Annotated in this window: 22 protein-coding genes and 3 tRNA genes; 8 read left to right on the top strand and 17 right to left on the bottom strand. The window is 72.7% G+C overall.

Going from position 1 to position 19,662, the window contains the following annotated elements:
• Positions 1-58 precede the first annotated feature (58 nt).
• From ABT095_RS36255 to ABT095_RS36235, 5 genes are all read right to left on the bottom strand, one after another.
• Positions 59-481 (bottom strand): MaoC family dehydratase, encoded by a 423-nt coding sequence (locus ABT095_RS36255; RefSeq protein ID WP_350533864.1) that lies wholly within the window; start codon positions 479-481, stop codon positions 59-61.
• A gap of 5 nt (positions 482-486) precedes the next feature.
• Positions 487-945 carry an FAS1-like dehydratase domain-containing protein gene (locus tag ABT095_RS36250; RefSeq protein WP_350533863.1) on the bottom strand — a complete coding sequence of 153 codons (459 nt, stop codon included), beginning with the start codon at positions 943-945 and terminating at the stop codon, positions 487-489.
• 116 nt (positions 946-1,061) lie between these two features.
• Positions 1,062-1,226: a 50S ribosomal protein L33 gene (gene rpmG / locus ABT095_RS36245; RefSeq protein ID WP_006604855.1), complete on the bottom strand. Its 165-nt coding sequence runs from the start codon at positions 1,224-1,226 to the stop codon at positions 1,062-1,064.
• A gap of 83 nt (positions 1,227-1,309) precedes the next feature.
• Positions 1,310-1,382: transfer RNA gene (locus ABT095_RS36240), tRNA-Met, on the bottom strand.
• A gap of 44 nt (positions 1,383-1,426) precedes the next feature.
• A tRNA-Thr gene (locus ABT095_RS36235) sits at positions 1,427-1,499 on the bottom strand.
• A gap of 267 nt (positions 1,500-1,766) precedes the next feature.
• On the opposite strand from ABT095_RS36235, the gene ABT095_RS36230 reads away from it, so the two are divergent.
• On the top strand, positions 1,767-3,029 hold the full coding sequence (locus tag ABT095_RS36230; RefSeq protein ID WP_350533862.1) for an amidohydrolase family protein: 1,263 nt from the start codon (positions 1,767-1,769) through the stop codon (positions 3,027-3,029).
• Positions 3,030-3,044: 15 nt separating this feature from the next.
• Here the strand turns inward: ABT095_RS36230 and ABT095_RS36225 are convergent, their stop codons facing one another.
• Positions 3,045-4,868, bottom strand: coding sequence for an APC family permease (locus ABT095_RS36225; RefSeq protein WP_350533861.1), 1,824 nt, complete (start codon positions 4,866-4,868; stop codon positions 3,045-3,047).
• A gap of 201 nt (positions 4,869-5,069) precedes the next feature.
• Positions 5,070-5,150 (bottom strand) — tRNA-Tyr (locus ABT095_RS36220).
• 216 nt (positions 5,151-5,366) lie between these two features.
• Between ABT095_RS36220 and ABT095_RS36215 the strand changes: the two genes are divergently transcribed.
• Positions 5,367-5,855: a YajQ family cyclic di-GMP-binding protein gene (locus ABT095_RS36215; protein ID WP_350533860.1), complete on the top strand. Its 489-nt coding sequence runs from the start codon at positions 5,367-5,369 to the stop codon at positions 5,853-5,855.
• A gap of 25 nt (positions 5,856-5,880) precedes the next feature.
• Here the strand turns inward: ABT095_RS36215 and ABT095_RS36210 are convergent, their stop codons facing one another.
• The 3 genes from ABT095_RS36210 to ABT095_RS36200 all read right to left on the bottom strand — a co-directional run bounded on the left by ABT095_RS36210 (position 5,881) and on the right by ABT095_RS36200 (position 8,630).
• A complete protein-coding gene (locus ABT095_RS36210) occupies positions 5,881-7,242 on the bottom strand; it encodes an MFS transporter (protein ID WP_350533859.1) in 1,362 nt (453 codons plus the stop codon).
• A gap of 116 nt (positions 7,243-7,358) precedes the next feature.
• On the bottom strand, positions 7,359-8,021 hold the full coding sequence (locus ABT095_RS36205; RefSeq protein ID WP_350533858.1) for a hypothetical protein: 663 nt from the start codon (positions 8,019-8,021) through the stop codon (positions 7,359-7,361).
• 135 nt (positions 8,022-8,156) lie between these two features.
• Complete coding sequence (locus ABT095_RS36200; RefSeq protein WP_350533857.1) at positions 8,157-8,630, bottom strand: hypothetical protein; 474 nt, start codon at positions 8,628-8,630, stop codon at positions 8,157-8,159.
• A gap of 115 nt (positions 8,631-8,745) precedes the next feature.
• Between ABT095_RS36200 and mug the strand changes: the two genes are divergently transcribed.
• Positions 8,746-9,312: a G/U mismatch-specific DNA glycosylase gene (mug, locus tag ABT095_RS36195; protein ID WP_350533876.1), complete on the top strand. Its 567-nt coding sequence runs from the start codon at positions 8,746-8,748 to the stop codon at positions 9,310-9,312.
• Here mug and ABT095_RS36190 read toward each other — a convergent pair.
• On the bottom strand, positions 9,309-10,199 hold the full coding sequence (locus tag ABT095_RS36190; protein ID WP_350533856.1) for a LysR family transcriptional regulator: 891 nt from the start codon (positions 10,197-10,199) through the stop codon (positions 9,309-9,311). The genes mug and ABT095_RS36190 overlap by 4 nt on opposite strands.
• Positions 10,200-10,337: 138 nt before the next feature.
• Between ABT095_RS36190 and ABT095_RS36185 the strand changes: the two genes are divergently transcribed.
• Complete coding sequence (locus ABT095_RS36185) at positions 10,338-11,339, top strand: NADP-dependent oxidoreductase (protein ID WP_350533855.1); 1,002 nt, start codon at positions 10,338-10,340, stop codon at positions 11,337-11,339.
• A gap of 122 nt (positions 11,340-11,461) precedes the next feature.
• On the top strand, positions 11,462-11,878 hold the full coding sequence (locus ABT095_RS36180; RefSeq protein WP_350533854.1) for a nuclear transport factor 2 family protein: 417 nt from the start codon (positions 11,462-11,464) through the stop codon (positions 11,876-11,878).
• 25 nt (positions 11,879-11,903) lie between these two features.
• On the opposite strand, the gene ABT095_RS36175 is transcribed toward ABT095_RS36180, so the two are convergent.
• The gene (locus ABT095_RS36175) at positions 11,904-12,917 is read right to left on the bottom strand and encodes a zinc-dependent alcohol dehydrogenase family protein (protein WP_350533853.1); all 1,014 of its coding nucleotides are present in this window, start codon (positions 12,915-12,917) and stop codon (positions 11,904-11,906) included.
• A gap of 117 nt (positions 12,918-13,034) precedes the next feature.
• Between ABT095_RS36175 and ABT095_RS36170 the strand changes: the two genes are divergently transcribed.
• Positions 13,035-13,820 carry a helix-turn-helix domain-containing protein gene (locus ABT095_RS36170; protein ID WP_350533852.1) on the top strand — a complete coding sequence of 262 codons (786 nt, stop codon included), beginning with the start codon at positions 13,035-13,037 and terminating at the stop codon, positions 13,818-13,820.
• A gap of 105 nt (positions 13,821-13,925) precedes the next feature.
• Positions 13,926-14,264 (top strand): DoxX family protein, encoded by a 339-nt coding sequence (locus tag ABT095_RS36165; RefSeq protein ID WP_350533851.1) that lies wholly within the window; start codon positions 13,926-13,928, stop codon positions 14,262-14,264.
• A 4-nt stretch (positions 14,265-14,268) separates the two neighbouring features.
• On the opposite strand, the gene ABT095_RS36160 is transcribed toward ABT095_RS36165, so the two are convergent.
• Both ABT095_RS36160 and ABT095_RS36155 read right to left on the bottom strand, forming a co-directional pair.
• A complete protein-coding gene (locus tag ABT095_RS36160; RefSeq protein WP_350533850.1) occupies positions 14,269-14,673 on the bottom strand; it encodes a YccF domain-containing protein in 405 nt (134 codons plus the stop codon).
• 94 nt (positions 14,674-14,767) lie between these two features.
• Positions 14,768-14,956, bottom strand: coding sequence for a hypothetical protein (locus ABT095_RS36155; RefSeq protein WP_350533849.1), 189 nt, complete (start codon positions 14,954-14,956; stop codon positions 14,768-14,770).
• Positions 14,957-15,191: 235 nt separating this feature from the next.
• Between ABT095_RS36155 and ABT095_RS36150 the strand changes: the two genes are divergently transcribed.
• On the top strand, positions 15,192-15,638 hold the full coding sequence (locus tag ABT095_RS36150; RefSeq protein WP_350533848.1) for a DUF7144 family membrane protein: 447 nt from the start codon (positions 15,192-15,194) through the stop codon (positions 15,636-15,638).
• Positions 15,639-15,640: 2 nt separating this feature from the next.
• On the opposite strand, the gene htpX is transcribed toward ABT095_RS36150, so the two are convergent.
• The 3 genes from htpX to ABT095_RS36135 all read right to left on the bottom strand — a co-directional run.
• A complete protein-coding gene (htpX, locus tag ABT095_RS36145) occupies positions 15,641-16,504 on the bottom strand; it encodes a zinc metalloprotease HtpX (protein ID WP_350533847.1) in 864 nt (287 codons plus the stop codon).
• A 106-nt stretch (positions 16,505-16,610) separates the two neighbouring features.
• Positions 16,611-18,158 (bottom strand): NADH-quinone oxidoreductase subunit N, encoded by a 1,548-nt coding sequence (locus tag ABT095_RS36140; RefSeq protein ID WP_350533875.1) that lies wholly within the window; start codon positions 18,156-18,158, stop codon positions 16,611-16,613.
• A gap of 51 nt (positions 18,159-18,209) precedes the next feature.
• Positions 18,210-19,662 (bottom strand): complex I subunit 4 family protein (locus tag ABT095_RS36135; RefSeq protein WP_350533846.1); only part of this gene is annotated, 1,453 nt, incomplete at its 5' end.

The following is a 19,662-nucleotide window of genomic DNA, read 5'->3' as shown; positions in this document are numbered from 1 at the left end:
CCGTACCGCTGTCGTACCGCCGTCGAACCGTCCCCGTGCCGCCGTCGTACCGCCTCGCTCAGGCGAGCCGGACGACCGCGCGGGACATGCCGAGGACCTTCTGGCCCTCGAAGGTGGCCGTCAGGTCGACCCGGACCTTGTTGTCCTCGAGCAGGGCGGCGACCTTGCCGGTGACCTCGATCACCGAGCCGGCGTCGTCGTTGGGCACGGTCACCGGGCGGGTGAAGCGGACGCCGTACTCGACCACGGCCGACGGGTCGCCGACCCAGTCGGTGACCACGCGGGCGGCCTCGGCCATGGTGAACATGCCGTGCGCGATGACGTCCGGCAGGCCGACCTCGAGGGCGAACTTCTCGTTCCAGTGGATCGGGTTGAAGTCGCCGGAGGCCCCGGCGTAGCGCACCAGGGTGGCGCGCGTCACCGGGAAGCTCTGCGCGGGCAGCTCGGTGCCGACCTGGACCTCGTCGTAGCTGATCGCCATCGCTTCTACTCCCCTGCCACGTCGGCGGCCCGGGCCACCAGGGTCATCACGGACGTCACCACGTGCTCGCCGCTCTCGTCGTGCACCTCGCCGCGGACGGAGAGCACGTCGTTGCCGGCCAGCGACTTGATCGAGTCGATCGTCACACTGACGGCCAGCCGGTCGCCGGCCCGGACGGCCCGCGAGTAGGCGAACTTCTGGTCACCGTGCACCACCCGGGTGAAGTCGAGCCCGAGCTCGGGGTCGTTCACCACCTGGGCGGCGGCCTGATAGGTGATCACGAACGGGAAGGTCGGCGGGGCGATCACGTCCGGGTGCCCGAGCGCCTTGGCGGCCTCCGGGTCGGTGTACGCGGGGTTGGCGTCGCCGATCGCGACCGCGAACTCGCGGATCTTCTCGCGGCCCACCTCGTACGGCGCGGTGGGCGGGTAGGTACGGCCGACGAACGACTGGTCGAGCGGCATGAACAACTCCCTCGGGTACGACTCGGTACGGAAAAAGCTCCAGCCCGCTCCCCTGACAGGGGTGCGGGCTGGAGCTTAGAGCCTTGTCACACAGGCCCGTTGAAGCCCAGACGGGATCAGCGGGTCTCGCGGTGCGCGGTGTGCGAGTTGCAGCGCGGGCAGTGCTTCTTCATCTCAAGACGGTCCGGGTCGTTACGCCGGTTCTTCTTGGTGATGTAGTTCCGCTCCTTGCACTCCACGCAGGCCAGCGTGATCTTCGGGCGGACGTCGGTGGCAGCCACGGGAGTGCCTTCCTGGACAAATGAATAAGAACACAACAAGAGTAGCCGATCGGGAGATCGATCTCCCGACCGACTACGCGGGGTAGCGGTGACCGGACTTGAACCGGTGACACAGCGATTATGAGCCGCTTGCTCTACCAACTGAGCTACACCGCTTAGATGATCAACACTCACACCGAGGTGCGAGCACTTCTCACCAGAGCCCCCATGCGGAATCGAACCGCAGACCTTCTCCTTACCATGGAGACGCTCTACCGACTGAGCTATAGGGGCGAACGAGGAAGACATTACACGGTTCCGAGCCAGAGGTGAAATCCGTATCCGACGCGGAAGATCGCAGGCCAGCCGCCCGAACGGGCACGCCGATCGAGGACTGTCGTTCGACCCGGCCTGCGAAGCGACGGACAGCCTCCGGCGCGACGCGCCGCCGCCTTCCGAGCGACCCGCCCGGACTCCCCCTAGGCTCGACCGGTCGGTCCTAGTCGATCGTCCGGGCCGCCGGGGCACGCCCGGAGCCCGCGGAGAGCGAGGAGCCCGGCCATGACCGCTGACAGCGCGCCCGCCGAAGACCCGCACCAGGGGCCCGCCCCCAACCCGCTCGGGCACGGGCCCGTCCTGCTGCTCACCGGCGCCAAGCTGGCGGACGGCCGGGTGGTGGACGTCCGGATCAGCGGGGACCGCATCCAGGCCGTGGGCACCGTCGGCAGCCTCGGCCCGCTGCCCGCCCTGCCCGGCGCCCCGACCACCACCACCGGCGCCCGGATCGACCTCAGCGGCTACCTCCTGCTCCCCGCCCCCGCCGAACCGCACGCCCACTACGACGCCGCCTTCTCCGCCACCCTCCCCACCCCGCCACCGGAGACCCGGACCGAACTGGTGCGCCGGATCACCGAGGCCGCCCTCACCTCCCTCGGCTACGGCGCCACCGCCCAGCGCACCCACGTCCGGATCGGCGACGTGCACGGGCTCGGCCGGCTCGAGGCGGTGCTGACCGCCCGGCAGGCACTGCGCGGGCTGGCCGACCTGCAGGCCGTGGCGATGCCCCGGCTGCTCACCGGCCTGGCCGGCGCGGACGGCCGGGCCCAACTGCGGGACGCCCTCAAGCTCGGCGCCACCGCCGCCGGCGGCTGCCCCGACCTCGACCCGGACCCGGTCGGCTACGCCCAGGTGCTGCTCGAGGCCGCCCGGGAGGCCGACTGCCCGGTCGACCTGCACACCGCCGCCACCGACCCGGTCTCACTCGCCCGGCTCACCGCCACCCTCGCCCCGCTGCGCCCGCGCGTCACCCTGGGCCCCTGCTCGGCCCTGCCGCCGGGCGGCGCCACCGTGCTCGCCACCTCCGGGGTCCGGCTGGTCTGCCTGCCGCAGAACGGCTCCTGCACCGGCATCGAAGGCCCTCCGCCCGGCCTGCGCCCCTCCCTGGTACGGGAGTTGACCGAGTCCCGGGTGCCGTTCGCGGCCGGCAGCGGCTCGCTGCGCGACCTGGCCAACCCGGCCGGGCGGCCCGACCCGCTGGAGGCCGCGTACCTGCTGGCGGGCTCCGGTGCGCTGAGCCCGGACGCGGCCTACGAAGCCGTCTCCAACCAGGCCAGGGCGGCACTGGGCCTCCCGCTGGTCCGGGTGGACGCGGGCTTCCCCGCCGAACTCCTGGCCGTCCGCGGCGACAGCCTGCCGGGCGCCCTGGCGGGCGGCCACAGCCGTCTGGTGGTGCACAGCGGACGGATCGTCAGCCGCACCAGCGCCGTCCGGGAGTTCGCCGACACCGTCGCCCTGGCCCTGCCCCGGCAGGGCAGCCCGGGCTGAACTCCCCCGGTCCGCCTACATCCGCAGGCGCAGCCGGCAGACCACGGCGTCGGTGTGGCGGCGCAGCGCGCGGTCGATCACGGCGCCGCGCTGGTTCTGCAGGGCGCGCTCCCAGAGCCGGACCGGTTCGACCTCGGCGATCAGCACGGTGATCCGGTCGTAAACCCGGGCGGCCGCAAGGTCGTTGGTGTAGACGGCCAGCGGGCGGCCGAGGCGGCGGTGCGCGTCCGGTACCTCGACCAGCGGTACGCCCGGGTGCCAGAGCTCCCAGTCCCGCCGTAGCGCCTCGGCGGCCGCCCGGTCCTCGGCGTCCGGCTCGGTGTGCACCACGGTCACGGCGACCACTTCGTCGCCGAGCGAGACGGCGGCCGACAGGGCGTCCCGGGTGAGCCGGGAGATGGCCGTCACGGGCACGATCACCAGCGCGTGCCGGCGGACGACAGCGCCGGGGATGCGGCCGAGCTCCAGCCGCTCGCCGATCCGGGCGTAGCTGCGGTGGACCAGCTCGAAGAGCAGGACGAGCAGCGGCAGGGCCAGGCAGATGCCCCAGGCGCCCTCGGTGAACTTGGTGCCGGCCACGACCAGGGCCGCCGCACCGGTGAGCAGGGCGCCACCGCCGTTCAGCAGCGCCTTGCCCCGCCAACCAGGGCCGCGCCGCGCCCGCCAGTGCCGGACCATGCCGATCTGGCAGATGGTGAAGCCGACGAAGACGCCGATCGCGAAGAGCGGCACCAGGCTGTTGACGTCGCCGCCCGAACCGATCAGGAGGGCGGCCGAGACGACGGCGAGGAAGAGCACGCCGTGCCGGTGCACCTGGTGGTCGGCGCGCAGCGCGAAGACGTGCGGCAGGTGGTTGTCCCGGGCGAGCAGGCGCAGCAGCATCGGCAGGCCGCCGAAGGAGGTGTTGGCGGCGAGCGCGAGCAGCACGACGGTGGCGAACTGCACCAGGTAGAAGCCGAATCCGTGGCCGAGCGAGGCCTCGGTCAGCTGGGCCAGCACCGTGACGCCCTCGACGGGCCGCAGGTGGAAGCGGCCGATCAGCACGGCCAGGCCGATCAGCATCACGCCGAGCAGGGCGCCGAGCGCGACTTCGGTGTGCTGGGCGCGGCGGATGCGCGGGGTGCGGAAGGCGGGCACGGCGTTGGCCACGGCCTCGACGCCGGTGAGCGCCGAACAGCCGGCCGCGAAGGCCTTGAGCAGCAGCAGGGCGCCGACGCTCGTCGCGTTCCCGGCCAGTGCCTGGCTCTGCTCTGCTGTCACGGCCGGCTCACTGCGCAGCAGCCCCGCGACGATCACCGCCAGGACCGCCAGCACGAACACGGCCGTCGGCAGCATGAACCAGCGGGCCGACTCGGCCGTCCCGCGCAGGTTGACGGCCGTGACCAGCACCAGCACGCCGAGGCAGAGCCAGACCCGCTGCCCGTCCAGGCCCGGCACCGCCGAGGTGAGCGCGGCGACGCCGGCGGTCACCGACACCGCCACGTTCAGCACGTAGTCGACCACCAGCGAGGCGGCGGCGGTCAGCGCCGTCCGGCGGCCCAGGTGCGCCTTGGCGACGGCGTACGAGCCGCCGCCGTCCGGGAAGGCCGCGATGACCTGGCGGTACGAGGCGACCAGCACCGCCAGCAGCACCGCGATCGCCACCGTGACGGGCAGCGTGAACCCGAGCCCGTGACTCCCGGCCGCCGCCAGCACCAGCACCACCGACTCCGGGCCGTACGCGACGGAGGCCATCGCGTCGAGGGAGAGCGCCGCCAGGCCGCCGAGCGCCGTGAGGCGGTCGCGCTCCCCGGCCCTCCCGGCCGGGCCGGCCTGTCGCTGCTGGATCGTGCCGGCCATCTGTTCCGCCTCCGGGTCCGTCGGTGCGGCTCGATCCTCACTCCGCTTCCCGCCCCTCCCGTCCGGTCCGTACGCGTCCCTGACGCGAACGCCCCCCGCCTTGACGCCTCCCTGACGCCTGCTCCGGCATCGCCCCCGGCCAGGAACGAAAACGGCCCCCGATCGGCGTTTCCGCTGATCAGGGGCCGTTCCGTTATCCGGTGGCTGGTGCAGGGTTCGAACCTGCGTAGCTTGCGCGACAGATTTACAGTCTGCTCCCTTTGGCCGCTCGGGCAACCAGCCAGGGATTGTGTCTCTCGGGGCTTGCCCCGTTCGACTGGGTAAACCTTACCTGATGGATGGGGGTGGTCCGCCACTTCATTGGTCACGTGCTGATCAAGACGTGGGTGGCGGCGTCGGGGGCGGGGCGGGGGTGCGCTGGATAGGCTGGGGCCGCTCCTGCCGCTGAGGGGGTGGGGGCTGCCAGTGAAGCCAGAGCATCAAGGAGACCAACACACCATGGCCGACTCCAGTTTCGACATCGTCTCGAAGGTCGAGTGGCAGGAGGTCGACAACGCGATCAACCAGACCTCCCGCGAGATCGCCACCCGCTTCGACTTCAAGAACGTCGGCGGCGAGATCAAGCGCTCGGGCGAGAAGATCGAGATGAAGGCCAACGGCGAGGAGCGCGTCAAGGCGATCCTGGACGTCCTGAAGGACAAGTTCATCAAGCGCGGGCTGTCGCTGAAGTCGATGGACGCGGGTGAGCCGCAGCTGTCCGGCAAGGAGTACAAGATCTTTGTGGACGTCAAGGAAGGCATCACGCAGGACGACGCCAAGAAGGTCGCCAAGATCATCCGCGACGAGGGCCCGAAGGGCGTCAAGGCGCAGGTGCAGGGTGACGAGCTGCGCGTCAGCTCCAAGAGCCGCGACGACCTCCAGACCGTGCAGGCCCTGATCAAGGGCAAGGACCTGGACTTCGCCGTCCAGTTCGTGAACTACCGCTAGTCGGCGGCGCCGACCTGCGCAGGCGCTAGCCCTCCGGCCGGGGAGGGCACTTCGAGGGCGCGGCACCGAGGGCAGCCTCGACCGTCGCCCTCGCTGTGTTCCTCCCGGCCGCGCGGGCCGCTGCCGGCGCCGCGGCGCCGGCGAGGGCGAAGGCCGCCGCCAGCAGGGCCCAGCCCGTCCGGCCGGTGTCGACCGTGGCGAGGGTGACCACGGCGGGCCCGAGGGTGAGGGCCGTGGTGAGCGCGGTCTCGGAGAGGCCCAGGTACTGGCCCCGGGCCCGGGCGGGGGCCAGGGTCATGGTGAGCTCGTTCTCCGCCGGGAGGACGCACAGCTGGGCCGTGACGGCGAGCAGCATTCCCGCCGCGAGCAGAGCGACCGAGGTGGCGGGCGAGCGGTCCGCGGCCAGCATGAGCAGCAGCACGAAGAGCCCGTTCAGCGCGCCGCCCACGGCCATCGCCCGGCCGGCTCTGGCGGGCGTGCCGACCAGCCGCCCGACCCGCGTGAGCAGGAGCCCCACCGCCAGGACGTTCGCGATGCCGAACACGCCGACCAGCCAGGTCGGCGCCTGGGTGTGCTGGGAGATCCGCAGCGGCAGCGCCACGGTGATGACGCACTCGGCCATGGTCATCACGGCGTAGAGCCCGCAGATCGCCAGGTACGGCAGGTCGCGCAGGACCAGCCAGCGCGACGGGGCGGTACCGGCCGAGGGCAGCGGCGAGCCGTCGGCGCCGCCCGGCCCCGGCAGGGCGTCGGCGGGGACCGCCAGCATCAGCAGGCCCTGCCCGGCGGTGCAGACGCAGGCGGCCGCGATCGCCGCGCGGTAGACCGCCGGGGAGTCGCAGGCGATGACCAGGCTGCTGGCTCCCATCCCCGCCAGCATCGCGAGATTGGCGCGGGCGGCGACCTTGGCGCGGAACTCGGCGGCCCGCTCGCCCCCGAGCCCCGCGACGGTGACCTGACGCATCGTCCGGGCCAGCATCTCGAAGCCGGCCGCGACGGTCAGGACGACGACGAGCAGGGTGAAGGAGCGCACCAGGACGAGCAGGCTCTCCATCACCGCCAGCAGGAGGTAGCTGACTCCGGCGCCGACCCGGGCGGGAATCCGCGTGTCGGCGAGCCGCCCGGCCGGCACCCCCAGCAGCGCGGCCGCCAGGCCCGCCGCGGTCAGGGTCAGGCCGATCCTGGTGGCCGACAGCTGCAGGGCGCCGCTGTAGTAGAGGACGGTGATGGTGCTCAGCAGGCCGTACCCCGCGTTGCCCACCATCGAGGAGGCGAGGACGCGCCGCTGGGCGGCCTCGCGGCGATTGGCGCGGACGGGCACCGGAGCCGCCGCCGGACGGGACGGGGCGGGCGTGGCGGGCCGCACGGCCGTGTCGGTCGAGATCATGGCGCCAGGCTGCGCGGCGGGCGCCTATTCCTGATCAACGTCCGGTCAACACCCGGTGGACCCGCCTCGGGGCCCGGACCAGCGGGTGGTCCGGGCCCCGAGGCGGGTGGCGGGGGTCAGTGGGTGGTGAGGGTGGTGGCTGTGGCGGTGGTGGCGGTCACGGCGTCGGCGGAGAGGGGGGAGACCAGGTTCTTGACGGTGGCCGGGTCGGGCTTGGCGGCGGTCGCGGCGGCGACCAGGGCAGAGGCGTCCTTCTGGAGCTTGGCCAGGGCGTCGGCCGGGCTGACCGCCGCGGGTACGGGGGCCGGGACGGGGACGGGGAGATCGGCCGGGACGGAGCGGGGGGCCTCACCGACCGGGAGCGCCGGGCTCGGCGGGGTGACGGGCAGGGACGGCGGGGCGGGGAGCTTGCCGAGCAGGTCCTGGACGGCGGACTGCAGGTCGGTGAGGAGCTTCTGGAGCGCGGACGGGTCCGCGACCGAGGAGACCAGGCCGGTGACCAGCTTCAGGACGCCGCCGAGGGCGCCGAGCACATCGAGCGCCTTGGTCGGATCGGGCACCGCCGGCACGGGGACGGCCGGCACCGTCGGCGTTCCCGCCGCCGGGAGGTGACTGACGATCGGATGGTGGGCGACGACGGGCGGGGCTCCGGCCGTGGTGTGGAAGGCGGACGCCGCGAAGGGGACGTCGGCCGCATGGGCGATGGAGACGGAGGCCGAGGCGACCGAGGTGAAGCCGAGGGCTGCAGTCAGCACCGCGGCCGTCCAGGTGGCACGCATGACTTGCGTTTCCTTTCAGTGAAGTTCAGGCATTTGCCTGAACTTCACGTTGCGCCACCCGGGGCACCGCGACCACCGTTCGTACGCCGAACGGTGGCGAGCCCGGGCGTGGCACGGCCTCGCCCGGCGCGTCGCTCAGAGCGGCAGCCACTCCGTCAGCTGACGGTGCCGCAGGAGCCCCACCGAGTCGAACTCGTCCGTGCCGTCCGCCTTCTGAGCCCCCAACCGCTGGAGCACCTGGGAGATCGGGCCGCTGCGCCGGGGCACCGGGACGACTCCGCCGGTGCCGATCGGCCCGAAGTCGATCTTCCCGTCCAGCCAGAGCGCCGCCTGCTGGCTGCCCATTCCGTCGCAGTACTCCGCCTCGACGTACGCGATCGGCCCAGCCTGGGACCAGGCGCCCAGGCGCAGCGCGAAGCCGCCGGGGAAGTGGCCGAAGCCGGGCAGTGACGGGCGCTCGGGGTCGTTCACCACGCGGAAGAGCTCGTCCGTCATCGGGATGAGCGCGAGCCCCTGCGCCAGCTCGACGACGGAGGCGAGCGGGACTTCGGCCGCCACCACCTTCGCCAGGTCGACGGCCGCGATCACAGCCCTCAGTTCGTATGGCATTGGGTCATTCTGGTGCACCGGGCCCAGCCTAGTCTCAGGAATATTCGAACTGACTATGCATTTTCAGCCGTCGGCCCGGAATTCCACCCCGATCGGACAGACTGGGGCGGTGATCATGACGAACCGCCCCACCGCCGAGCAGCTGGTCGCCGCCCAGGACGCGCTGATCCCCGACGTCGCCGCACCGGGTCTGCGGGTGCTGTTCTGCGGCATCAACCCCGGCCTCTGGTCCGGTGCCACCGGCCACCACTTCGCCCGGCCGGGCAACCGGTTCTGGCCCGCGCTGCACCGCTCCGGATTCACCCCCCGCCAGTTCCGCCCGAACGAACAACTCCAGCTTCTCGAACTCGGTTTGGGAATCACCAATGTGGTCGGCCGGACCACCGCCAAGGCGGACGAACTGACCGCGGAGGAGTACCGGGCCGGCGGCGCCGCGCTCGCCGCGCGGGTGGCCGAGCTGCGGCCCACGGCACTGGCCGTGCTCGGCATCGGCGCGTACCGGACCGGCTTCGGGCGGCCGAAGGCGGTGGTCGGCCGGCAGTCGGAGGGGATCGGCCGGACGGCGGTCTGGGTGCTGCCCAACCCGAGCGGCCTGAACGCGCACTACTCGCTGGACGCGATCGCCGGGGAGTTCCGCGCGCTGCGCGAGGCGGTGGACGAACTGCGCTCTGACAGGCCCTAGTCGACCCGGCTGGTGCCGGGCGGGAGCGGAGCCGAGCGGAGTTCGCGGATCAGCTCCCGGACGGCGGCCGAGCGGGCCAGTTCGGGGGTGGTGACGTAGCCGACGGTGCGGCTCGGGCCCTGCGGGCCCAGATCGGTGACGTCCAGGCCGGGCGGGGCGGCGAGCAGGGCGAGGCGGGGCACGATGGACATCCCGACGCCCTGGGCGACCATCGCGAGGGTGGCGAGATCGTCCTCCACGTTCATCCGGGCGGCCGGGATCCACTCCTGCCGCCCCCACCAATCCCTGGTGTAGGAGCCGCAGTTCTCGTCCCAGTCGACCAACGGCAGGCCGCGCGGCCGCTCGTGACCGGCGGGCGAGACCAGCGCGTACGCCTCCTCGAAGAGGCGCCCCGCGAGCAGACCCGGCGCGGCGGCCTGACCGTCCAGGGTGGCGATCCCGAGGTCCGCCCGGCCGTCGGCCACCTCACCGGCCGTGCCCCGGCCGAGCTCGCGGACCACCCGGACGTGCGGCCGCAGCCCCGGGTGCCGCTCGGTGAGCCGGGCGAGCGCGGCGGGCAGCACGTGGGCGGCGGCGCTGCGGAACGCGACAATTCTCAACTCGCCTTCCACTACGCCGGATTCGGCGCCGCGCGCCTCGCTGCCGAGCAGGTCGAGCAGCCGCAGCACCTGCCGGGCGTGCACCACCGCGCGCTCGCCGGCCGCAGTCGGCCGGGCGCCGGAGCGGCCGCGCTCGAAGAGCACCACCCCGATCTTGCCCTCACAGACCCGCACCGCGTGCGAGACGGCCGGCTGCGACATGCCGAGGGCCGCGGCGGCGGCCGTGAAGCTGCGCTCGCGCTCCACGGCGAGGAGGATCCGCAGCTCGTGCGGGGCGAGATCGGTCATGCCCAGACCCTAGCCGCCTTCCATAGACAGCGTGAATGGATACCCCCGCTTCCATCGACGGCAGCCCCTGCACAGGGCCCCTGAGCTGCCCGTACGGTGATGCCGATCCCAGCCGCACCGCCTCGAAGGAGCCTCGCCATGCCCGGTACCGCCCGTTATATCCACCAGATCGCCCGCCCGGCCGGCCTGCCCCGCCCCACCGATTTCGCCTTCCTCGAGGCGCCGCTGCCCGCCGTGGCGCCCGGCACCGCACTGGTCGAGAACATCTACCTCTCGGTGGACCCGTACATGCGCCAGCGGATGAACGAAGGCCTCTCGGAGCTGCACACCCCGATCGAGGGCCGCTCGATCGGCCGGGTGGTCGAGTCCCGGGCGCCCGAACTCCGGCCCGGAGACCTGGTGTTCCACCGCGAGGGCTGGCGCACGCACGCGCTGGTGCGCCCGGCGGAGGCCAGGGTGCTGCCGCGGTACGAGGGGGTGCCGCTCAGCGCGTTCCTCTCCGTGCTCGGCGGCACCGGGCTCACCGCATACGTCGGGCTCACGAAGATCGCCCGACTCCAGCCGGGCGAACGGGTCTTCGTCTCGGCCGCCGCCGGCGGGGTCGGCAGCGCGGCCGGGCAGATCGCGCGGCTGCTCGGGGCCGAGCAGGTGATCGGCAGCGCGGGCTCGGCGGCCAAGGTGAAGCGCCTGACCGAGCGGCTCGGCTACCACGACGCCTTCGACTACCACGACGGCCCGGTCGGCGAACTCCTGCGCCGGGCGGCCCCGGAGGGGATCGACGTGTACTTCGACAACGTCGGCGGGGACCATCTGGCCGGGGCGATCGACGTCCTGCGCGACCACGGGCGGATCGCCTGGTGCGGCGGCGTCTCGCAGTACAACGAGGCCGCACCCACCCACCGGCCGGCCAACCTCTTCGAGGTGGTGCACAAGAGCCTGCGGCTCGAGGGCTTCCTGGTCAGCGACCACCGCCACGTACAGGCCGAGTTGGAGAACTTCCTGGTGCCCTACCTGCGCTCGGGCGAGCTCGTGGCGGACGAGACGGTGGCGACCGGCTTCGACCGGGTGGCGGAGGCGTTCATCGGGCTGCTGCAGGGCGAGAACCTCGGCAAGATGATCGTCCAGGTCGGCGAGGTCTGACCGACGCACCCGTCGGCGGTGTCCGGATCCGTGGGGATCACGGCCGTCCGGGCATCGTGGCGGCCAGGGCTACCCTGCCAGAGTCGAAGGAGCACGAACCGCTCACCGTACGGAGATTCGCGATGACCCAGCGCCCGCCGCTCCCCCCGTTCACCACCGAGACCGCCCGCCAGAAGGTCCAGGCCGCCGAGGACGCGTGGAACAGCCGCGACCCCGAGCGCGTGGCGCTCGCCTACACGGAGGACTCCGAGTGGCGCAACCGCGACGTCTTCCTGACCGGCCGGGCCGAGATCGTCGCCTTTCTGCGGCAGAAGTGGGCCCGGGAGCTCGACTACCGGCTGCGCAAGGAGCTCTGGGCCCACACCGGGAACCGCATCTCGGTCCGCTTCGAGTACGAGTGGCACGACGCGGACGGCCAGTGGTGGCGCAGCTACGGCAACGAGCAGTGGGAGTTCGCCCCGGACGGCCTGATGGCCCGCCGCTACGCGAGCATCAACGACCTGCCGATTGCCGGGGCGGACCGGCGGATCCTGCCCTGAGGAAGGCTCCTGCCCTGAGGAGGCGTCAGGGCAGCTCGACCACGACCTTGCCGAAGGCCCGGCCGCCCAGGTAGTGCTCGTAGGCCGCCCGGGCCTCGGTGAAGTCGAAGCCGCGGTCGATCACCGGGTGGATGCCGTGCCCGGCCACCGCCCGGACCAAGTCCTCGGTGTCCTGCCGGCTGCCGACGAAGACCCGGCGCAGGGTGGCCATCGTCCGGGCGTAGGTGGCCTGTTCGATCTTGAGGTACCGCTCGCCCGAGCCGGCGCCGATCAGCACCACCTCACCGTCCAGCGCGACGGAGCGCATCGACTGCTCGAGCGTCCGGGCGCCGACCGTCTCCACCACCAGGTCGGCGCCCGCACCGCCGGTCAGCTCCCGCACGGCCGTGCTCCACTCGGGCACGGCGGTGTAGTCGATCACCTCATCCGCCCCCAGCGCCTTCAGCCGGCCGGCCTTCGCGGGGTCGGAGGTGGTGACTAGCACCCGGCAGCCCATCGCCTTGGCGAGCTGCAGCGCGAACAGCGAGACCCCGCCGCTGCCGAGGGTGAGCACCGTCTGCCCCGGCCGCAGCGGGCGGCCGTGGGTGAGCGCCGTCCAGGCCGTCACCCCGGCGCAGGGCAGGGTGGCCGCCTCGGCCCAGCTCAGCTGCTCGGGCACCCGGACCGCCCACTGCTCGTCGAGCAGCGCGTACTCGGTGAGCATGCCGTCCAGGGTGTTGCCGAGCTGGTCGAACAGCTCGGGGGTGAGCCGCCCGGCCTGCCAGCGCGGCCAGTACGCCCCCAGCACCCTGTCCCCCACCCGGTACCGGCTCACCCGCTCGCCCACCGCCACCACCTCGCCCGCGCCGTCGCTCAGCGGCACCACCCCCGGGCTCGCCGGCAACGGGTAACTCCCCTCCAGGATCATGGCGTCCCGCCGGTTGAGGCTCGCCGCCCGGACCCGGACCAGCACCTCGGTCGGCCCCGGCGCCGGCCGCTCCCGCTCACGCGCCACGATGCCCTCGACACTGCCCGGGCTCTCCAGCTGGTACGTCCGCATGGTCGCGTCCTTCACTCTCGTCCGGTCTCGGTGCACCGATCCTCGGACCGGCCGTGCGGCTCGGCAATTCCCGGCAGGGAATGGCGCTCGGCACCCGGATCGGGCTACAACTCCTGGGTGACGACAGCTGTTTCGACCTTCTCCGACCAACTGCGCGGCTGGCGGCAGGCCCGCCGGATCAGCCAGCTCGACCTCGCCGAGCGGGCTGCCACCACCCAGCGCCACCTCAGCTTCATGGAACAGGGCCGCTCCCGGCCCGGCCGGGGCATCGTGCTGCGGCTCGCCGACGCCCTCGACCTCACCCTGCGCGAGCGCAACTCCATGCTGCTCGCCGCCGGCCACGCCCCCGAGCACCCGGAGTCGGCGCTGGACGGAGAACTGCTGCGCCCCGTCCGCGAGGCGCTGGACAGCATCCTCACCGGCCACCTGCCCTACCCCGCCGTGGTGGCCCGCCCGTACGGCGAACTGGTCGCCGCCAACGCGGCGTTCGACCTGCTCACCGAAGGCGTCCCGGCCGAACTGCTGCGGCCGCCGGTCAACGTGCTGCGGCTCGCCCTGCACCCGGACGGGCTGGCCCGCCGGGTGGTGAACCTGGGCGACTGGGGACGGCACATCGTGGTCAACCTGCGCACCCGGGCCGCCCAGCGGCAGGACGGCCGGCTCGACGCCCTGGCCGACGAGCTGACCGCCTACCTGCCCCCGGCCGGGCCGGCCGCCGCCCAGCTGGGGTTCGCCGTTCCGCTGCGACTGCGCTCCCCCGAAGGCGAGTTGCGTCTGCTGACCACCCTGACCACCTTCGCCACCGCGACCGACGTCACCGTGGCGGAGCTGCACCTGGAGGCCTTCCTGCCCGCCGACGCGGCCACCGCCGAGCTGCTGCGGGCGCGGGCCGCGCGGACTTGAGAAAGTTTTCTCCGCCGAGCTGTCACACCCCCGCACTCCCCCGGGTCAAGGAGGTGAAGCGCCCCGGAACCGACCGGCGCGCACCGCCCGACGGGAGCCCCGCAGATGTCCACCACCCACGTCGTCATCACCGCCGTCGCCGCTTTTCTGTCCGCCTTCTCCTCGGGCGCCCTGCTGCTGCGCGCGAAGTTCGTGGTCGAGCCGCTGGTCGAGTACCGGGTGCCCGAGGCCGCCTGGGTGTGGCTGGGACTGGCCAAGGGCGCGGGCGCGGCGGGCCTGGTGCTCGGCCTGTTCGTCCCGGTGATCGGCACCCTGGCCGCGATCGGCCTGGTGCTCTACTTCACCGGCGCGGCCCTCACCGTGCTGCGGGCGCGCTCCTACGCCCACGTGCCGTTCCCGCTGATCTACCTGGCCCCGGCCGCCCTCAGCCTGGTCTTCAGCTGACGGGTCAGCGGTAGTGGCCGAACTTCTCGTCCGTGGAGACCACCTCGCGGCCGAGCGGCATCAGCGAGATCGGGATCATCTTGAGGTTGGCCCAGGCGAACGGGATGCCGATGATCGTGACCGCCAGCGCGATCGCGGTGGCGATGTGCCCGATCGCCAGCCACCAGCCGGCGAGGACGAGCCAGATCACGTTCCCGATGCAGGACGGCGCCCCGGCGTCCGGCCGCTCCACCGTGGTCCGCCCGAACGGCCAGAGCACGTATCCGGCGATCCGGAACGAGGCGATGGAGAACGGGATGGTGACGATGAGCACGAAACAGACAACACCGGCGATGGCGTAGCCGATGGCCATCCAGATGCCGCAGAGGAACAGCCAGAGCACGTTCAGCACGAAGTCGATCACCTTCATGGCCCCAGCCTCCCACGCCCGGCCGACGAAGTCCTGTGGGCTCGGCGACCGGTGGCGGCCCGGCAGAGGAGACGGGCCGCCGACCGACCGGGCCTCAGAGGGAGTGCCCCTGGGGCTCGACCCAGTTGATGGCCGGGCTGTCGCCCTCGGACTTCCAGACGGGAGCGCCCGCGGCCAGGTAGTGGCCCTGGTTCGCGGTGGCGGCCGGGCCGGTGAGGAGGCTGGTGGCGACGGCTGCGACGGCGAGGACCGTGAGCGCCCCGCCAGTGATCTTTCCGAGCATGGTGAACCCCCTGTTCGAGTCCGCCCCCGTGACGGACCGGGTGTCATCGAAGCAGGCGAGTGGCCCGGGGACAACCGCCTTCGACCCGACGGCACAAGTGGGAGAAAGCCTTCCGCTTCTCGGATCGGCCGAGTTGCGGGGGCGGTGGGGGTCGCTGAGGCTGCAGGGGTCGGATATACCGTCAACTTCTGGAAGCCCGGCCGGGCTGCGGTGAGCCGGCCGGTGGGAGGCTGTCATGGCTCAGGCGTCCGGTCCGTACTACGACCCCTCGGGGCCGGTGCCCGCGCCCGGCGGGGCGCGGCGGAGCAACTCCGGTGCGGTCACCGGCCTGGTGCTGTTCGCCGGGGTGATGATGATGGTGGACGGGCTGCTGGGGGTGTTCCAGGGGATCGTGGCGATCGCCGAGGACGACGTCTACGTGAACACCCCGAGGTACGCGTTCCAGTTCGACCTGACCTCCTGGGGGTGGATCCACCTGGCGGTCGGGGCGGCGGTGGCGCTGGTCGGCTTCGGGGTGGTGAGCGGCCAGGCCTGGGGGCGGGTGCTGGGGATCGCGGTGGTGTCGGTGAGCCTGATGCTCAACTTCCTCTTCCTGCCGTACTACCCGATCTGGTCGCTGGTGGTGATCGCGCTGGACGCGTTCGTGGTCTGGGCGCTCTGCACCTACCGCGACCCGGCGTAGCGTCAGCCGCGGTACCCGGCCATCCGCTCCAGGCGGGCGATGCGCTCGGCCATCGGCGGGTGGGTGGAGAAGAGCCGGGCGCCGGCCTCGCCGGGGCGGAACGGGCTGGCGATCATCATGTGGCTGGCCGTCTGGAGCTGCGGCTCCGGCGGCAGCGGCAGCTGCCTGGTGCCGGCCTCCAGCTTGCGCAGGGCGCTGGCCAGGGCGAGCGGGTCACCGGTGATCCGGGCTCCGTCGGCGTCGGCCTGGTACTCCCGGGAGCGGCTGACGGCGAGCTGGATCAGGCTCGCGGCGAGCGGGCCGAGGATCATGATCGCGAGCAGCCCGAACAGGCCCGGGCCGTCGTCGTCGTCACTGCGGCCGAACGGGATCAGCCAGGCGAAGTTGACCAGGAACATGATCACCGAGGCCAGCGCCCCGGCCACCGAGCTGATCAGGATGTCCCGGTTGTAGACGTGGCTCAGCTCGTGGCCGAGCACCCCGCGCAGCTCGCGCTCGTCGAGCAGGCGCAGGATGCCGTCGGTGCAGCAGACGGCGGCGTTGCGCGGGTTGCGGCCGGTGGCGAAGGCGTTCGGCGCCGGGGTGGGTGAGATGTACAGGCGGGGCATCGGCTGGCGGGCGGCGGTGGAGAGCTCGCGGACCGTCCGGTACAGCACCGGCGCCTCGATCTCGCTCACCGGCCGGGCCCGCATCGCACGCAGGGCCAGCTTGTCGCTGTTCCAGTACGCGTACGCGTTGGTGCCGAGCGCGACCAGCAGGGCCAGCACGAAGCCGGTGCGGCCGAAGAAGCTGCCGATCACCAGGATCAGCGCCGACAGGCCGCCGATCAGCGCGGCCGTCCTCAACCCGTTGTGCTGGTGACGCACGGCAGGCCCTCCATGTGGTGCGGTGGGAAGCCTCTCTGCTCATCCCTCTGCCGAGATCAACGGCGGGGCGAGCCGAGTTCGTTCCCTTGTGCACCGACCACGGGCCTCAGAAGAGCGTGCCGCCCGCCACCTGGAGGACGAGCTGGGGGGCGACCGAGAGCACCGCGGCCACGGCGGCGGCGAGGCCGAGGGTCGCGGTGAGGGCGGCCGGCTGGCGGGTACCGGTCTCGGCGGCGGCCTCGGCGGGGGCGAAGAGGCGGGCCGTCCAGGCCAGGTAGTAGTACAGGGCGATCGTGACGTTGACCGCCATCACCACCGCCAGCCAGCCCAGCCCGGCGTCGACGGCGGCGCGGAAGACCACGACCTTGCCGAACAGGCCGACGATGCCCGGCGGCAGGCCGGCCAGGCAGAGCAGGAAGAAGGCCAGCGCCAGGGCCGACCAGCGGCGCCGGGCGAACAGGCCGCCGAAGTCGGACAGCCGCGCCTCGGGGCGGGTCCGGGCGACGGCCGCGACCACGCCGAAGGCGCCGAGGTTCACCACGCCGTAGATCAGCGCGTAGGCGACGGTGGCGCCGAGCGAGCCACTGCCGGTGTACCCGGCGGCGGCGATCGGGACCAGCAGGTAGCCCGCCTGGCCGATCGAGGACCACGCGAGCAGCCGCACCGCGCTGTGCCGGGTGTCGGCGCGCTGGCGCAGCGCGGCCACGTTGCCCGCCGTCATGGTGAGGGCGGCGAGCACGGCCAGGGCCAGGCCCCAGGTGTGGCCGTACGGGCGGAAGGCGATCGTGGTGACCAGCGCGAGGCCGGACAGGCCGGCCGCCTTGCCGACCACCGAGAGGTAACCGGCGATCGGGAGCGGCGCGCCGGTGTAGGTGTCGGGCACCCAGAAGTGGAACGGGACGGCGGCGAGCTTGAAGGCGAAGCCGACCAGGGTGAGCGCGGCACCGGCCTCGGCCAGCGGCTTGAGCTGCCCGGGGGCGTGGGCGAGGCCGTCGGCGACGGCGCTCAGGTGCAGGCTGCCGGTGGCGGCGTAGACGAAGCTGACGCCGAGCAGCATCACGGCCGTGGCGGTGACGGAGGAGAGGAAGAACTTCAGTGCGGCCTCCGCGCCCCGGCCGTCCCGGCGCAGGCCGACCAGCGCGAAGACCGGCAGCGAGGCGACCTCGAGCGCGATGATCAGCGTCGCGAGGTCCCGGGAGGCGGGCAGCAGGGCGGCGCCCGCGGCGCTGCTGAGCAGCAGGAACCAGTACTCGCCCCGGGGCAGGTCCTCGTCGTCCACGGTGTGGATCGAGAGCAGCGCGGCGATCAGCGCGCCGCCGAGCGCGAGCAGCTGGAAGACCAGCGCGAAGTGGTCGGCGACGTAGCTGCAGGCCCCGCTGTCAGTGCCGCCTGTTACGGTCCGCAGGCAGAAGGTCGACCGAGTGTGACGGGAGGTGGCGAGCGGGATGAGCGAGACGACGGCCAGGGCGAGCCCGGCCACGGTGGCCCAGCCGAGGGCCTTCTTCCGGCCTGCCGGGAGGAAGAGGTCGGCGAGCAGCACGCCGAGGGCGGCCAGCGCGGCGATCAGCGGCGGGGCGACGGCCGCCCAGTCGACGGACTGGATCAGACCGCCCGGGTCGGTGACGGCGAGCTGAGAGACGGCGTGCGGTGTCATGGCGGGCTGCCCCAGGAGCTCGAACGGACCGGTAGCGGAGCTGTGCACGGTTCAGCCACCTCCGAGGAGGTGCTTGACGGCCGGGTCGGAGAGCCCGAGCAGCAGTGCGGGCCAGAGCCCGGCGAGCAGGGTGAGCGCGGCCAGCGGGGTCCAGCTCACGGCCTCGTACGGGCGCAGGTCCGGCAGCTCGGCGACGAGCGCGGGCTGCTTGGGGTCACCCATGCAGACCCGCTTGACCACGATCAGCAGATAGGCGGCGGTGAGGAGGGTGCCCAGACCGGCCAGCACCATGTACGTCACGAAGGCGGGGCGCGAGAGCCCGGCGGCCGGGTCGAAGGCGCCGAACATCGCGAGCAGCTCGCCCCAGAAGCCGGCCAGGCCGGGCAGCCCGAGGCTGGCGGCGGCGGCGAAGGCGAGCAGCGCGCCGATGCGCGGTGCCCGGCCGTAGAGCGCGGCGCCGGTGGCACCCGCGAGGGTGTCCAGGTCCGCCGTGCCGTACCGGTCCTTGAGTGCGCCGACCAGGAAGAAGAGCAGGCCCGTGATCAGACCGTGCGCGATGTTGGCGAACAGCGCGCCGTTGACGCCCACCGGGGTGAGGGAGGCGATGCCCAGCAGCACGAAGCCCATGTGGCCGACGGAGGAGAAGGCGATCAGGCGCTTGAGGTCGCCCTTCGCGCCCGGCCGCGCCAGGGCGAGGCAGGCGAGCGATCCGTAGACGATGCCGACGGCCGCGAACGCCCCGAGGTACGGGGCGAAGGTCGCCGTGCCGTCCGGCACGATCGGGAGGAGGACCCGGACCAGACCGTACGTACCCATCTTCAGCAGCACACCGGCGAGCAGCACCGAGCCGACGGTGGGGGCCGCCGTGTGCGCGTCCGGGAGCCAGCTGTGCAGCGGCCAGGCCGGTGCCTTGACCGCGAGGCCGACGATGATGGCGAGCGCCGCGATCACCTGGGTGGTGTGGCTGAGGCCGCTGCCGTGGGCGGCGGCGAGCTTCGTCATGTCGAAGGTGCCCGCGTTGAGGCCGATCAGCAGGAAGCCGAGCAGCATCACGGCCGAGCCGAGCAGGGTGTAGAGGATGAAGCGGTTGGCGGCCGGCACCTTGCGCCCGCTGCCCCAGCGCGCGATCAGGAAGTACATCGGGATCAGCACGATCTCGAAGGCCAGGAAGAAGAGCACCAGGTCGAGCACCACGAAGGTGCTCAGCATGCCGACCTCGAGCAGGAGCAGCAGCCCGGTGAAGGCCCGCGCGGACGGCACGCCTTCACCGCCGGGCAGCTTCTTGGTGGAGTACACCGCGCAGAGGAAGGTGAGCAGCGCGGTGAGCACCAGCAGCGGCAGCGAGATGCCGTCCACGCCGAGGTGCAGCCGCACGCCGACGGCCGGGATCCAGCTGACGTCGGTGACGGCCTGCATCCGGCTCGGCCGGTCGTGGTCGAAGCCCGCCGCGAGCACGATGCTCAGCAGCAGCACCAGCCCGGTGACGCCCGCGCCGAAGCGCAGC

Source organism: Kitasatospora sp. NPDC002227, assembly GCF_040296285.1.
Lineage (GTDB): Bacteria > Actinomycetota > Actinomycetes > Streptomycetales > Streptomycetaceae > Kitasatospora.
This window is presented reverse-complemented; position numbering and strand designations above follow the sequence as displayed.